Consider the following 13,233-nt stretch of genomic DNA (forward strand, 5'->3'; position numbering starts at 1 on the left):
ATTAACATACTTCTAGTGTATTGAATTCATCTACTGGAAGTAATTAGGGAAAGGAATGGCGAAATGGATATCGTTCAGTTGCTAGATGAAAACTCAAAAATGAAAATTAAACTTTTGGAACTTATTCAGACAAAACTTGGTGAAAGAGTAGAAATCTCTTTTTTAGCGCAGAAAACAGGTATATCTAAATTTAAATTAAGTAAATTAATTCATGAGTTGAAAATGGAGCTAGAACAGAAATTATGCTTAAATGATTTTTTTGTCGTAAAGCGGGGCGTTATTCAAGTATATTCTTTTATTTGTGATGAGAACATTCTTAAATTACGTCAGCACTATTTAAATAGTTCACTAACTTATCAGCTGCTTATTTTCCTGCTGTTTTCAAACCGACCGATTAATAAATTTACGACCGATCATTACATTTCAAATTCTTCTTTATATCTTTATAAAAAACGAATCAATAAATTGTTAGAAAAAGATCATCTCATTATTAAGAAAAATAAGATAGTAGGGAATGAATGGAAGATTCGCTCGGTGGGCTATGGCATTCTCCATAATTTGAATGGGATTGATTCCCCTTTTACTGAGCAACAAAAAAATCAAAGTGACCGGCTTGTATTTTGGATCGAACAATTTTTTAGGATTAGAATCCGTAATAGTTTACGTTATAAATTATCTTTATTTCTATCAATCAGTGCGCTTCGGATTCAGAGAAAAGCGTATTTGGATGAAGCACATCTGACGATCAAAGTTGATCAGACCTCAATATTGGTTCAAAAACTTGCAGGAAAATTGAAGACAGAGTACCAAATATCAGATACAGTAGCAGTAAAAGAAGCTTCAGTCTTGTATGCCTATTTATATGTTAATCGGATCATTGATAAGAAGTCTTGTCTAGATTTTTCTGAACTAGATCCGACACTGTCAATTTTTAACAATAATTATTCAAGTATGCTAAAAGGTATTGCTGATTCAACTTTTGTTGATCAACGTCTGTTTAAAGTGTTATTGAAAAATGTGCAACCGATACATGAACGGTTGTTATTTATGCCCGATATCCATCATCGTTTTGGAAATATCCATAATTTTCAATTTTTAAGAGAAGAATATCCTTTATTTGATCAGAAAGTCAATGAAACCATTATGGAAACAGCTCGTTCTATTTTACTTAATGAAGAAGAAAAAGCAGATTTATACATGTACTATATGATGGAATTGATTGAAAATTTTCCCTTAGAAGCAGTTGAAGAAGCTGTTTATATTACGTTGGATTTTTCTTATGGAAAAGCGTATGAAGAGTTTATTGCAGAACATCTCCAATATTCCTTAGCTGGAAAAATAGTCATTGAAAAAGTTATTTCTTCGAAAACGGATATCTATATTTCTGACTTTCATTTAGGAAACCTTCAATGTACCCATATCTTATGGCAACGATTGCCCAACAATCATAATTGGCAAGAACTAATTAAACAAATTAAACAATGCATCAGCGAAAAAAATGTCGTAAATCAAAAGGAAACGTCCAATATTTCCTCTACCAGCTAGTCTTTTTTCTTTTACCTGCCTATAATGTGACAGAGATTTATTCAATAGCTTTATCGGAATGTTATTGTTATGTTTAGAAGTAATGTATTTGCTAACTAGAAAAATAAAAAAACACCTGAAATCAAACGCTCATTTCAGGTGTTTTTTTATAGAGAAAACCTTGGGCACGAAGGGAGAAAATCTCGAAATAGAAATAGCTATTCTCACCACGGTCAGTATTCATGATTTATTCATTTTCACGAGAAACGATGGTTTGTTCTGTTTCACGTATGATATAAACGGGGCGTTGTTTGGTTTCAAGGAAAATTTTACCAATGTATTTGCCAATGATCCCTAGGCATAGTAATTGGATGCCGCCGATAAATAAAAAGATCGATACCATTGAAGGCCAGCCTGCTGTCGGGTCACCAAATAATAAGGCTCGTGCAATGATAAATAAAATAGCAATTCCCGAACCAATACAAGAAAGAGCGCCAGTGAAAGAGGCGATCGTTAGTGGTGCATCTGAAAAATTGACGATTCCATCAATCGAATAATTGAATAATTTCCAAAAGGACCAAGAGGTTTCACCAGCCACTCGTTCACGGTTTTCAAAAGAAAGATACTCTGTTTTGAAACCGACCCAACTAAATAATCCTTTTGAAAAACGATTGTACTCGGTTAACTCTAAAACAGCATCAACCATCTGTCGAGTCATCAAGCGGAAATCTCTTGCACCATCTACCATTTCTGTGTCACTGATTTTATTGATCAACTGATAGAACCGTTTAGCGAAGAAACTCCGAATCACTGGTTCTCCTTCTCTTGTTGAGCGTCTCGTTCCTACGCAATCAATGTCAGTTGTCGTGATTTTTTCAATCATGAGTGGTAGTAATTCTGGAGGATCTTGTAAATCAACGTCCATTACTGTGATTAGCTCCCCAGTCGAAGCTTGTAAACCCGCATAGAGGGCAGCTTCTTTTCCGAAATTTCGAGAAAAAGAAACGAATCTCACATATTCATATTTTCTCGCTAATGCTTTAATGGCTTGTAGCGTACCATCTGAGGAGCCATCATCAATAAACAAGTATTCAAACTCGTGTCCGTCTTTGAATTTTTCTACTTCATCGAAAAAAAGCGGTACAGTCTTTTCTTCGTTATAGCAAGGGACAACAATTGATATTTTCATATGATAAATCCTTTCAAGCAAATATTATTTGTTCGAACAGAATAGTAAATAAACTGTATTTTCTGTTACTTAAGTAATCATCATTTTTAGTTTATCATTAAGCTGACACTTAATAAAACTTTAAATTGCATTTTTAGCTAAAATAATACAAGATAAATAAAATAGTAGAACGGTAGAGGAGGGCAAGTCTAGTTCATTCAGGATTAGACGATGAAAATGAAAATAAATACGCCAATTGGAGAATTATGGTTAGATGCAGATCAGAATGGGTTGACGAAGGTTTCGTTTCATCCGATTGAAGAAATGGCGGTAAATGGTGCACAGGATCAAAGAAAGAAACAAGAAATCCTACTTGAAACAGAACGTCAATTGGCTGAGTACTTTGAGGGCAACCGGCAGGACTTTCAACTTCCGTTATCAATAAACACAGGCACGATTTTTCAACAAAAGGTTTGGCAAGCATTGCAAGAGATTCCTTATGGAGAACTACGCACATATAAAAAAATAGCAGAAACCATTGATCATCCCAAAGCGGTCCGAGCAATCGGACAAGCGAATCGCATGAATCCATTACCAATCGTGATTCCATGTCATCGAGTGATTGGACAAAACGGTCAATTAACCGGTTATATGGGAAATGCGGAAGCTGGCTTATTGATCAAACGTCAACTACTTGTATTAGAAAAAGCACTATCTGAATAAAAAAGAACTGGAATTATTTGACCTAAAAACCACCCCTTCGCCCTGAAATAGAAGTGACTATTTTGGGACGAAGAGGTGGTTTTAAGTCTGGGGATTTTATGAAGCCAACAAAGGCAGACCGATTATACCAGTGGAATCCGGTAGTTATAGTGTTGTTAACCAAATGAATAGCAGCGCAGCAACAGTTTGCAGTAAACCAACTGCTAGACCATAAGATAAGAATCGAGGTCCTTCTTTCATGAATTTAGCGAAATCTAAACGTAAACCAATTGCGGCTAAAGCAGTGATCTCAAACCAATTACTAATAAAATGAGCCCCTTTGTCGATAAAAGTTGGGAGCGTAAATAGGCTGTTGAGCAAGCAGAAAACTAAAAAGCCTAAAACATACCATGGTAATGGGAATCTTCTTTTCTTGGGACTGTCAGACGAAATCGTTTCAGCAGAAGCTGTCTTTTTTTGGATAAATTTTTCAAATAAATAGACAACAGCAACTAACATCATGATCCTTAAAATTTTAAAGAGCATGGCAAATTGAACAACTGAAGCATCAAGCAAACTGGCGCCAGCGACTACTTGTCCAACAGATTGAAGTGTTCCACCTAAAAGGGCACTTTTTTCAATTAAGTGATCTCCGTATAAGTGTAAGCCAAGAAAAGGTAAAGAAAGCATCATGATCGTTCCTAATAAATTCACTAATGTAATGATCTGTCCTTTTTCTTCCTCTTCAGCATGGATCACTGGAGCGATCGCTGCAATAGCCGAAGAACCGCAAACAGCATTTCCTCCTGCCATCATCAAGGAAGCTGTATCACTAAATAACAATTTCTTGCCGATCCAATAGGCACCGACGATCGTCACACTCATTTGCAACAAGACGAAGGCAATCCCTTTGATGCCGATTTGAGCAATCGTTTGAGCCGTAACCGTTGCTCCCAATAAGAAAACGGAGCATTCCAATAATTTGCTTTCAGCGAATTTTGTTCCAATGGCTAAAGAAGGTTGTTTGAAAAAAGTATTACCTAACAAGATCCCTAATAAAATGGCGATCGTGGCAGCACCAAGCTGTGGGAGCAACAATGCGAGAAGTTTGCTCATGACTGCTACTGAAAAAGCAAGAAGTAATCCAGGTAAGATTCTTCGTGAGCCTTGATTTTTAAATTGATTAATGGTTACTTGTAGATTCATGTTCTAAAAATTCCTTTCATTATCTGTGCGCATGTTTCAGAGTTGAAAAACGGGTACTCGTATTTAGAGGACGACGACTCTGAACTCAAGAATATCCTTGATAATAGTAGCACTATTCGTTTTGATTGACAAAGTTTAAAAACGCAAAAAATCTTCTGCCTTTTTCTAAATTTGAAAAAGACAGAAGAATAACATCTTAATTAAATTTCTTTAGGGACATATTTATTTGTGTTTCCATGTTCTTTGAACAAGAAGCGGATATAATGACCTAATACATAAAGCACCATTCCAGTAGCGATTACTAATTCAACCAGTTTCAAGACCGTTAAAAAGCCAGTAGCGATCCCTAATGAATGAAAGTAATTTACAGCACAAAACATAGCAGTTGCAGAAATAACTAGTGGAAAGGTAAAAGCAGCGTAGCTTGGATAAAAATGTAGTTTAAGTAATCGTGGTAAAAGAGATAGCACGATAAAATATAAAGTTTGCGAAAGGATAAATAAGGCAACGACTAAATAAAAGGAAGGTTGCGCAAAATTTTTCAAATAGCCAGTTAAACAAAGCGATCCCGGAGCTGCTACAATCGTGATCAATGGTAGTGTAGGATGTGCCATGTTTTTCACGAAAAATACCCGATGGATGATGATTGGCAATAAGAAAACGTAACAAGCTAGAGATAGCCAAAAGAATAGTTGACCAATGAATGGGAAAAAGTTTCCAGCAGTTACTGTAATTACCCCGAAACCAACATAAATAATGAACCAACTTGGATAAATGACTTCCAGTGATAAATCCGCTTTGATTACATGATGGTAAGTAAAGTAAACAACTAAAATCACTTGTAGCAGGACAGCGCCAAGCCAGATGATCCGAACGATTGGTAAGAGGTGCGTAAATGGTACAAAGTAAGTACAAATAACCATTAATGACATCGTAAAAGTCGGTGAAACCGAGGCAATGATTGGATCGTGTAATGTTTGTCTCGTATGTTCAAATAATAGGAACAATTTGCTAAACATTAGGATCATGAGAATCATACTAATCCCACCAATGATATTCCCTAGATGAATCCAATGATATTCTTTAAACAGATTACCTAGCGAAGCTAAACCTAGAATGAGCCCACAAATCGGGACAGGAATAAGTTTTAAAAAATTCTTCATTAATTGAATTCTCCTTTTCATAAGATGAGTGTGTTGTCTAAAGCTCAGAACAAAATGATCAGTCAGGTGGAAAGGTTGATAGTAGGTTGCATAAATAATTATGAATGACTATTTATTGGGAAATAAACAAATCGGTAGCCCTGACTGATCATTAAGAATACAAGTAACGATCTTTTTATGTCTGAGCGAGATCGAAACATTCGTTGCTTTTCAATCTCATATATTGTGCGTTACATTTACTATTATAGTCATTTCGTGATATATTTAAATCAAATAGTTGATATAGTTACTATAATAAATAATTATGGAAGTGATCGCATGCTGAAATTGTTAACAACTTTTCGTGTCGTATACGAAACAAGAAATTTTTCTCGAACAGCCGAATTACTTTTCTTATCTCAACCTGCTGTCTCCAATCAAATCAAACAGCTGGAAAGAGAATTAGGAGTGATTCTCTTTGAGCGAAATGGTCGGAAAGAAATGAAGCCAACAAAACAAGCAGATTTACTCTACGAACGAGCGTTAGTTTTATTAGAGGAGTGGCAAGAAACGCAACAACAATTACTAGATGAACAAAATGAAGAAGAAGTTTGCCGAATCGTTGCTTCTCACACTTTTGCCGTCTATCTGTTACCAAAATTGTTGAAAGATTTGCTTTTGAAATATCCTAAAATTAATTTTGTGATTGCCTATGCCAATTCTCATGATGCGTTGGAACAAGTAGCAAAACACGAGGCTGACTTTGGTTTTATCGAAAAACCTTTAGAAACTTCTGGTGTTCAAAGGTTTTCATTGATGGAGGATGAACTAGTGATTGCGGGGGATCCTGACAGTCAGTTATGGTTAGTTCGAGAAACAACTTCTGGAGTTTTTCATTATACGCAACGGTATTTTGAAGAAAAAAATATCCATGGGAAAAAGTTGTTAGTAAAAAGTAACGAAGTCATTGCCGCTCTTTTAAAGGAAGGAGTGGGACGTTCGATTTTATCAAAACGTGCGGTGCCACCAGAAATACCAACCGAGAAATTAGCGTATCATCGAAATTTTTATTTGATCCAGCGAACAAATTTAGTTTCAGAGAATTTACAAGCGATTGGTAAAGAGATCTTGAGATATAATGAACGCTATCAAAAATGATTCGTCAGAACGTTATCTGTTATCTCGATGATGGGTCTAACTGAAGAGTAGCAAGGCAGATGATTAGATAAGAATAATTTTAAGTTTTCCCAAATGTATTTGCTTTGGCTTTCAATTATGCCGCTAGACAGCTATAATATAGAACAGTATGGTTTTTAAGAAAAGGGATGAAACATGGAAAAAAAAATAAAAGCTTCTAATAATAATCGTGATAATCGCATTGATTATGGCGTCATATTACCAGTCTTCTTATTATGTTTGATTGGATTGCTTTCTTTATATGTCGCGCTGAGTCATGATCCTAACCACCCTTCGGTAGTAAGAGGTGTTGGGATGCAAGCGATTTGGTATATCGTGGGCTCAATTGCTATTGTCGTGATTATGCATTTGAATTCCAAATGGATCTGGAAATTAACACCTTATCTCTATGGTTTTGGTCTAATTGTAATGGGACTCTTGTTAAAGTTTTATGACCGCAACCTCGCCCAGTCGACCGGTTCCAAAAACTGGTTTAGTTTTGGTTCCTTGACGTTTCAGCCAGCAGAGTTAATGAAAATTGCTTATATTTTAATGATGGCGCTGATCGTGACAAAACATAATACTCAGATGAAGGAACGAACGCTCAAATCAGATTTTTGGTTGATCGCCAAGATGTTGATTGTGACGCTCCCGGTTTTAGCCTTGATTATGGCACAAGATGATTTTGGGACCATGCTGGTATTCTTAGCAATTTTTGGTGGAGTTTTCTTAATGTCTGGTATCTCTTGGCGCATTATCGTGCCCGTAATTGCTTTGGCAGTGATTGTCGGTGCTGGGACGATCTTTTTAGTTACCACAGAAGGCGGAAGAGATTTATTATATAAAATCGGGTTTAAATCTTACCAGTTTGCTCGTATCGATTCTTGGCTTGATCCATTCCATGACACGACTGGGATGAGCTATCAGCCAGCACAAGGGTTGCTCGCAATAGGAACTGGTGGATTATTAGGTAAAGGATTTAATGTAAGTAATATCTATGTACCTGTTCGTGAATCAGATATGATTTTCACCGTGATTGGTGAGAATTTTGGGTTTATCGGTGGCGCATTCGTCATCTTCTTGTATTTTATTTTGATTTATCGTATGATTCGTGTCTGCTTTGACACGAACAATGAATTTTATGCTTATATCGCCAGCGGCTTGATCATGATGCTCTTGTTCCATGTATTTGAAAATATTGGTGCTAATATTGGACTCTTACCATTAACAGGGATTCCCCTACCATTCATTAGTCAAGGTGGGTCATCGATCCTTGGAAATATGATCGGTATCGGTTTGATATTATCCATGAGGTATCAAAATGAGGCGCCTGCGAAAACTTCTAGGAGGTAACACTGTTGTATCGTTTTTATTGGTATCCGAAATGTTCCACTTGCAAAAAAGCGAAAGCTTGGTTGGATGCGCATCATGTTGATTATCAAGTAATTGATATGATTGCTAGTCCACCATCGGAAGAAATGATCACAGACTGGTTGGAACATAATGAGATTCCATTACGTCGTCTGTTCAATACTAGTGGCATGAAGTATCGGGAAATGGGGCTAAAAGACCAAGTGGCTGATTTTTCGATCAATGAAGCTAGTCGCATTCTTTCAAGTGATGGGATGTTGATCAAACGTCCCCTGATCGTCAAAGGCAAACAACTCGTCGCAATCGGTTTTAATGAAAAAATATACGAAGGAGTATTGATATAAAATGGCTGGGAAACACTTGAAGAAAAAAGATAACCTTTGGATCTTATTTAATGGGAAAGAATATTGTGTCGGTTTAACTAATGAAGCACAAAAAGAATTAGGTGATATCACATTTGCCAATTTGCCAAAAGCTGGTCAGTCTTATCAAATCGGGGAGCCTTTGATCGAAGTGGAAGCTGAAAAAGCGGTCAGTGAATTTGCTAGCCCGTTAAGCGGTACGGTTTCTTCCGTGAATGAAAAAATCAATGAAGATATCAATGTCTTAAATGATCAAGATGAAATGAATGCTTGGCTTTTAAGCTTTAAAGAAGTCGATCCAACAGAATTTGAGAAATTATAAGAGTTAGCAATTTTCAGAAAATTTTAAAGAAGTAACCGGTAAAATGTTGACACGTTATTTTCCAACTGCTATAATCAGAACAATCATAAATAAAGCTTTGAAAAGAAGAGTACATGTCACAGACGTTCAAAGAGAGCCCTGATTGCTGAAAAAGGGTAACGGAAATGAGATGGAAGATGGTCTTAGAGCAGAGTAGGTGAGCCTTGCAAACTTACTACGGGGGTGCCCGTTACAGCACAACGGTATACGGGCATGATTATGATGAAAGAACGATGACCCAAGTACTGGTAAAGGTTGTTATTGTGAGATAGCAGCAAATCAAGGTGGTAACACGGAAGTTTCAGCTTTCGTCCTTTTGCTAAAGCAAGGGGGCGGAAGCTTTTTTGTTTCCTACTTGATCTCCATGTAAAAAATAAAAGAAAGATGTGAGCGATATGTCATTGATCCAATTAACCAATGTTGAGAAAACATTTGGTGGCAGAAATGGAACGATCCAAGCGGTAAATGATGTTTCATTAACTGTTGAAAAGGGTGATATTTACGGCATCGTTGGCTATTCTGGAGCAGGTAAAAGTACACTTGTCCGTTTATTGAACGGATTAGAGCTACCTACTAGCGGAACGGTTGTTGTGAATGACCAAGAGATTACCAAACTAAAAAATAAAGAACTGAGAACATTTCGTAAAAAAATCGGTATGATTTTCCAACATTTCAATTTGTTATGGTCACGGACGGTTTTAGAAAATATCCAACTACCATTAGAATTAGCAGGCGTACCTAAAGCCCAACGTAAAGAACGGGCAGAAGAATTGCTTGGATTAGTCGGATTAGAGGGTAGAGGAAATGCCTATCCTTCACAACTTTCAGGAGGACAAAAACAAAGAGTTGGGATAGCTCGAGCGTTGGCCAATGAACCTGAGATCTTACTTTGTGACGAAGCAACCAGTGCGCTAGATCCACAAACCACTGAAGAAGTATTGGATCTTTTATTAGCTATCAATAAGAAATTACATTTAACGATCGTATTGATCACGCACGAAATGAACGTGATTCGTAAAATCTGTAACAAGGTAGCTGTGATGGAACGAGGAAAAGTTGTGGAAGAAGGCGATGTTTTGACAGTCTTCAAAAATCCAAAACAAGAAGTAACAAAACGTTTCGTGCAACAAGATATCGAACCAGAAGCAGACTCAAAAGAATTATTGGCTGAATTGATCAAAGAAAATCCAAAAGGTCGATTAGTGACATTAGTGTTCAACGAAAAAAATGCTAACGAGCCAGTCATCTCTCAAGCCATTCGTCAGTATAACGTCGACATCAATGTCGTTTACGGTAAAATCAAACAAACAGCAGAAGGTTCTTTTGGTTCCTTAACGACACTGATGACTGGGTCAGAGAACGAATTGGATCAAGCAGAGCGGTTTATTAAAGAACAAGGTGTTGGAGTGGAGGTGATCCACCGTGGATAAAAGCTTTGCAGAAACGTATTTAGATTTTAGTCAAATCAACATGGAAACGATGAAACAAGCATTCATCGATACGCTTTATATGACGTTGGTGTCCATGGTATTAGTGACCATCATTGGTTTAGTCCTAGGTTTGATCCTGTATTCGATTGGACGAAAAAATAAACCTTATGCACGAATCATTTATGGCATTGTTTCGATTATTAGTAATATCTTTCGATCTACACCATTTATGATCTTGATGGTCTTGATCATTCCATTCACGAAAGCAATCGTCGGAACCATGTTAGGGGCGCAAGCTGCTATTCCTGCCTTGGTACTTTCAGCTGCCCCATTTTATGCTCGTCTAGTTGAAATTGCTTTTCGTGAAGTTAGTCCTGGAGTTTTAGAAGCGGCGGATGCGATGGGTGCCAGCTACTGGGAAATCATTTGGAAAGTCTTGATACCAGAAAGCGTGCCTGCACTGATCTCCGGATTGACAGTTACTACCATATCAATGATCGGCTTTACTGCGATGGCGGGTGCGATCGGAGCTGGTGGTTTGGGAGGTCTTGCTTGGCAAGAAGGTTACCAACGTGGTAATCTGACCGTGACATTTGTGGCAACGTTAGTGATACTAGTCATTGTATTTATTGTTCAAGGAATCGGGGACTTTTTAACAAAGAAAACAGATAAAAGATAAGAAGAAATAGGAGGATAAAGGATATGAAAAAGAAAATTTTTGGATTTGCAGCAGCGGTCTTGCTGACTGTAGGGTTAGCAGCTTGTGGCAATAATAGCGATAGTAAAGGTGCTTCATCAAAAAGTGACGATACAACTTTAAAAGTAGGCGCATCACCAACACCTCATGCAGAAATCTTGGAACACGTCCAACCGCTATTGAAAGACGAAGGCATTAATTTAGAGATCGTGAAATTCGATGACTACATTTTACCAAATCAATCTTTAGCAGAAGGCGATATCGATGCCAATTATTTTCAACATATTCCTTATCTAAATAAAGAAATCAAAGAAAAAGGCTATGATTTTGTCAATGCGGGTGCTGTCCATATTGAACCAATGGGCTTGTACTCAAAGAAAATCAAAGACATTGCTGATTTAAAAGACGGCGCAACAGTGATTACTTCAAATTCAGAATCTGACTGGGGACGAATCATCACTATTTTACAAAATGCTGGCTTAGTTAAGGTAAAAGATGGCGTAGATCTAGAAACAGCTACGTTTGATGACATCGCTGAAAACCCTAAAAACTTAAAATTCAATCATTCGATTGATCCTTCTTTATTAGCTTCTACTTATCAAAATGATGAAGGTGACTTAGTAGCGATCAATGCAAACTTTGCTTATGGTGCTGGTTTGAATCCATTGAAAGATTCTGTCTTATTAGAAGAAGACAACTCACCATATGTGAATATCATTGCCACACGTAAAGGTGATGAAAATAGCGAAAAAATCAAAAAATTACTTGAAGTCTTACACCGTGAAGACGTCCAAAAATGGATCGAAGACAAATGGGGCGGTTCAGTCAAACCTGTCGCAGCTGATGCTAAATAAGCACTTCAAAAAATAGAGTTGAACAAAATCAAATGTTCATCTAAAAAATAATCAAGTCATCAAAAACATCAAAGTTAGTTGATTTTACTAGCTTTGATGTTTTTTTGTAGAGTGAATAGTGAATAAATTAGCTATGTAACCAATAGAGAACTCTCTTTATTATGGCATTTTTCAAGAAGCATTTATTAAGAACAGGTAAGCGGTAATCAAGAGATGCGTACTGACATCATTCTGCAAGCCAACGTTCACCTATCGTTTTACATAAAACAAATCAACATAACCAGTGATCTATGAATGCTAAAAATAGAAGTTTCTTTATAAATATTATTATCTAGTAATATTAATTTAATGATAACTCGTGAAAAAAGTTTTGATTTTAGTGGGTTATAACATTGCGCTCTATTCTCAATTAGTCTAAAATAAGTGAGAACGAAACAGAATCTGGAGGGAATTTGCATGTCTGTCTTAGAAATAAAAAATTTACACGTCTCAATTGAAGAGAAAGAAATTCTTAAAGGCGTAAACTTAACGATGAAAACAGGCGAGATCCATGCCATTATGGGACCAAATGGAACAGGGAAATCGACGCTGTCAGCCGCTATTATGGGGAATCCAAACTATGAAGTCACTGAAGGCGAGATCTTATTTGACGGAAAAAATATCTTAGATTTAGAGGTCGATGAACGGGCACGTCTAGGATTATTTTTAGCGATGCAATACCCAAGCGAAATTCCTGGGATCACGAATGCAGAATTTATGCGTGCAGCGATCAATGCTAAACGTGATGAAGACGATAAAATGTCTGTTTTGACTTTCTTGAAAAAATTAGATGAAAAAATGGCGCTGTTAAATATGCCAGAAGAAATGGCCGAACGTTACTTGAATGAAGGCTTTTCTGGTGGCGAAAAGAAACGAAATGAAATCTTACAATTATTGATGTTAGAACCAACTTTTGCCATTTTAGATGAAATTGATTCTGGGTTAGATATCGATGCATTGAAAGTCGTAGCAAAAGGGGTCAATGAAATGCGTAGCGAAAACTTTGGCGCATTGATCATCACCCACTACCAACGATTATTGAATTATATCACTCCTGATGTCGTCCACATCATGATGGAAGGACGTGTCGTGATGACTGGGAATGCAGATCTAGCGAAACGACTTGAAGCAGAAGGGTATGCTGGCATCAGCAAAGAACTAGGAATCGACTATAAAGAAGAAGAAGCGTAAGGAGGAGCGG

Annotated in this window: 13 protein-coding genes and 1 other annotated feature; of the genes, 10 read left to right on the forward strand and 3 right to left on the reverse strand. The window is 37.0% G+C overall.

Translation table 11 applies throughout. From position 1 onward, the window contains the following. The first annotated feature begins 63 nt into the window (after positions 1-63). Entirely contained in the window at positions 64-1,545 is a 1,482-nt protein-coding gene (locus IGJ32_RS02475; RefSeq protein ID WP_342081632.1) for a helix-turn-helix domain-containing protein, read from the forward strand. 226 nt (positions 1,546-1,771) lie between these two features. Here IGJ32_RS02475 and IGJ32_RS02480 read toward each other — a convergent pair whose 3' ends face one another. Further along, on the reverse strand, positions 1,772-2,713 hold the full coding sequence (locus tag IGJ32_RS02480) for a glycosyltransferase family 2 protein (protein WP_096708421.1): 942 nt from the start codon (positions 2,711-2,713) through the stop codon (positions 1,772-1,774). Between the two features lie 216 nt (positions 2,714-2,929). On the opposite strand from IGJ32_RS02480, the gene IGJ32_RS02485 reads away from it, so the two are divergent. Further along, positions 2,930-3,415 carry a methylated-DNA--[protein]-cysteine S-methyltransferase gene (locus IGJ32_RS02485; protein ID WP_240273580.1) on the forward strand — a complete coding sequence of 162 codons (486 nt, stop codon included), beginning with the start codon at positions 2,930-2,932 and terminating at the stop codon, positions 3,413-3,415. Between the two features lie 144 nt (positions 3,416-3,559). Here IGJ32_RS02485 and IGJ32_RS02490 read toward each other — a convergent pair whose 3' ends face one another. Both IGJ32_RS02490 and IGJ32_RS02495 read right to left on the reverse strand, forming a co-directional pair. Continuing rightward, positions 3,560-4,600 (reverse strand): YeiH family protein, encoded by a 1,041-nt coding sequence (locus IGJ32_RS02490; protein ID WP_034866233.1) that lies wholly within the window; start codon positions 4,598-4,600, stop codon positions 3,560-3,562. Between the two features lie 200 nt (positions 4,601-4,800). Continuing rightward, positions 4,801-5,763 carry a TDT family transporter gene (locus tag IGJ32_RS02495; protein WP_034699625.1) on the reverse strand — a complete coding sequence of 321 codons (963 nt, stop codon included), beginning with the start codon at positions 5,761-5,763 and terminating at the stop codon, positions 4,801-4,803. A 318-nt stretch (positions 5,764-6,081) separates the two neighbouring features. Here IGJ32_RS02495 and IGJ32_RS02500 point away from each other — a divergent pair, with 318 nt between their 5' ends. The 8 genes from IGJ32_RS02500 (at position 6,082) to sufC (ending at position 13,223) form a co-directional block, all read left to right on the forward strand. After that, positions 6,082-6,900 carry a LysR family transcriptional regulator gene (locus IGJ32_RS02500; RefSeq protein ID WP_010719985.1) on the forward strand — a complete coding sequence of 273 codons (819 nt, stop codon included), beginning with the start codon at positions 6,082-6,084 and terminating at the stop codon, positions 6,898-6,900. Between the two features lie 174 nt (positions 6,901-7,074). Further along, positions 7,075-8,271 (forward strand): FtsW/RodA/SpoVE family cell cycle protein, encoded by a 1,197-nt coding sequence (locus IGJ32_RS02505; protein ID WP_010719984.1) that lies wholly within the window; start codon positions 7,075-7,077, stop codon positions 8,269-8,271. Positions 8,272-8,276: 5 nt separating this feature from the next. Continuing rightward, positions 8,277-8,633, forward strand: a complete 357-nt coding sequence (locus IGJ32_RS02510; RefSeq protein ID WP_010719983.1) for an arsenate reductase family protein — start codon at positions 8,277-8,279, stop codon at positions 8,631-8,633. A gap of 1 nt (position 8,634) precedes the next feature. Beyond that, positions 8,635-8,973, forward strand: a complete 339-nt coding sequence (locus IGJ32_RS02515; RefSeq protein ID WP_010738390.1) for a glycine cleavage system protein H — start codon at positions 8,635-8,637, stop codon at positions 8,971-8,973. Positions 8,974-9,061: 88 nt separating this feature from the next. Beyond that, positions 9,062-9,331: a binding site (T-box leader), on the forward strand. A gap of 76 nt (positions 9,332-9,407) precedes the next feature. Continuing rightward, positions 9,408-10,442 carry a methionine ABC transporter ATP-binding protein gene (locus IGJ32_RS02520; protein WP_160231934.1) on the forward strand — a complete coding sequence of 345 codons (1,035 nt, stop codon included), beginning with the start codon at positions 9,408-9,410 and terminating at the stop codon, positions 10,440-10,442. After that, a complete protein-coding gene (locus IGJ32_RS02525; RefSeq protein WP_010719980.1) occupies positions 10,435-11,121 on the forward strand; it encodes a methionine ABC transporter permease in 687 nt (228 codons plus the stop codon). The genes IGJ32_RS02520 and IGJ32_RS02525 overlap by 8 nt, the downstream gene beginning before the upstream one ends. Positions 11,122-11,144: 23 nt before the next feature. Further along, complete coding sequence (locus IGJ32_RS02530; protein ID WP_010738388.1) at positions 11,145-11,993, forward strand: MetQ/NlpA family ABC transporter substrate-binding protein; 849 nt, start codon at positions 11,145-11,147, stop codon at positions 11,991-11,993. A 456-nt stretch (positions 11,994-12,449) separates the two neighbouring features. Then, on the forward strand, positions 12,450-13,223 hold the full coding sequence (gene sufC / locus IGJ32_RS02535; protein WP_010738387.1) for a Fe-S cluster assembly ATPase SufC: 774 nt from the start codon (positions 12,450-12,452) through the stop codon (positions 13,221-13,223). Positions 13,224-13,233 lie beyond the last annotated feature (10 nt).

Origin of the sequence: Enterococcus sp. DIV1639a, assembly GCF_050530445.1 — a bacterium.
In the GTDB taxonomy this organism is placed as follows: Bacteria; Bacillota; Bacilli; order Lactobacillales; family Enterococcaceae; genus Enterococcus_B; species Enterococcus_B hirae.

Coding starts and splice junctions, on each gene's coding strand:
- IGJ32_RS02475 (WP_342081632.1), top strand. CDS start 64: ATGGATATCGTTCAGTTGCTAGATGAAAACTCAAAAATGAAAATTAAA.
- IGJ32_RS02480 (WP_096708421.1), bottom strand. CDS start 2,713: ATGAAAATATCAATTGTTGTCCCTTGCTATAACGAAGAAAAGACTGTA.
- IGJ32_RS02485 (WP_240273580.1), top strand. CDS start 2,930: ATGAAAATAAATACGCCAATTGGAGAATTATGGTTAGATGCAGATCAG.
- IGJ32_RS02490 (WP_034866233.1), bottom strand. CDS start 4,600: ATGAATCTACAAGTAACCATTAATCAATTTAAAAATCAAGGCTCACGA.
- IGJ32_RS02495 (WP_034699625.1), bottom strand. CDS start 5,763: ATGAAGAATTTTTTAAAACTTATTCCTGTCCCGATTTGTGGGCTCATT.
- IGJ32_RS02500 (WP_010719985.1), top strand. CDS start 6,082: ATGCTGAAATTGTTAACAACTTTTCGTGTCGTATACGAAACAAGAAAT.
- IGJ32_RS02505 (WP_010719984.1), top strand. CDS start 7,075: ATGGAAAAAAAAATAAAAGCTTCTAATAATAATCGTGATAATCGCATT.
- IGJ32_RS02515 (WP_010738390.1), top strand. CDS start 8,635: ATGGCTGGGAAACACTTGAAGAAAAAAGATAACCTTTGGATCTTATTT.
- IGJ32_RS02520 (WP_160231934.1), top strand. CDS start 9,408: ATGTCATTGATCCAATTAACCAATGTTGAGAAAACATTTGGTGGCAGA.
- IGJ32_RS02530 (WP_010738388.1), top strand. CDS start 11,145: ATGAAAAAGAAAATTTTTGGATTTGCAGCAGCGGTCTTGCTGACTGTA.
- sufC (WP_010738387.1), top strand. CDS start 12,450: ATGTCTGTCTTAGAAATAAAAAATTTACACGTCTCAATTGAAGAGAAA.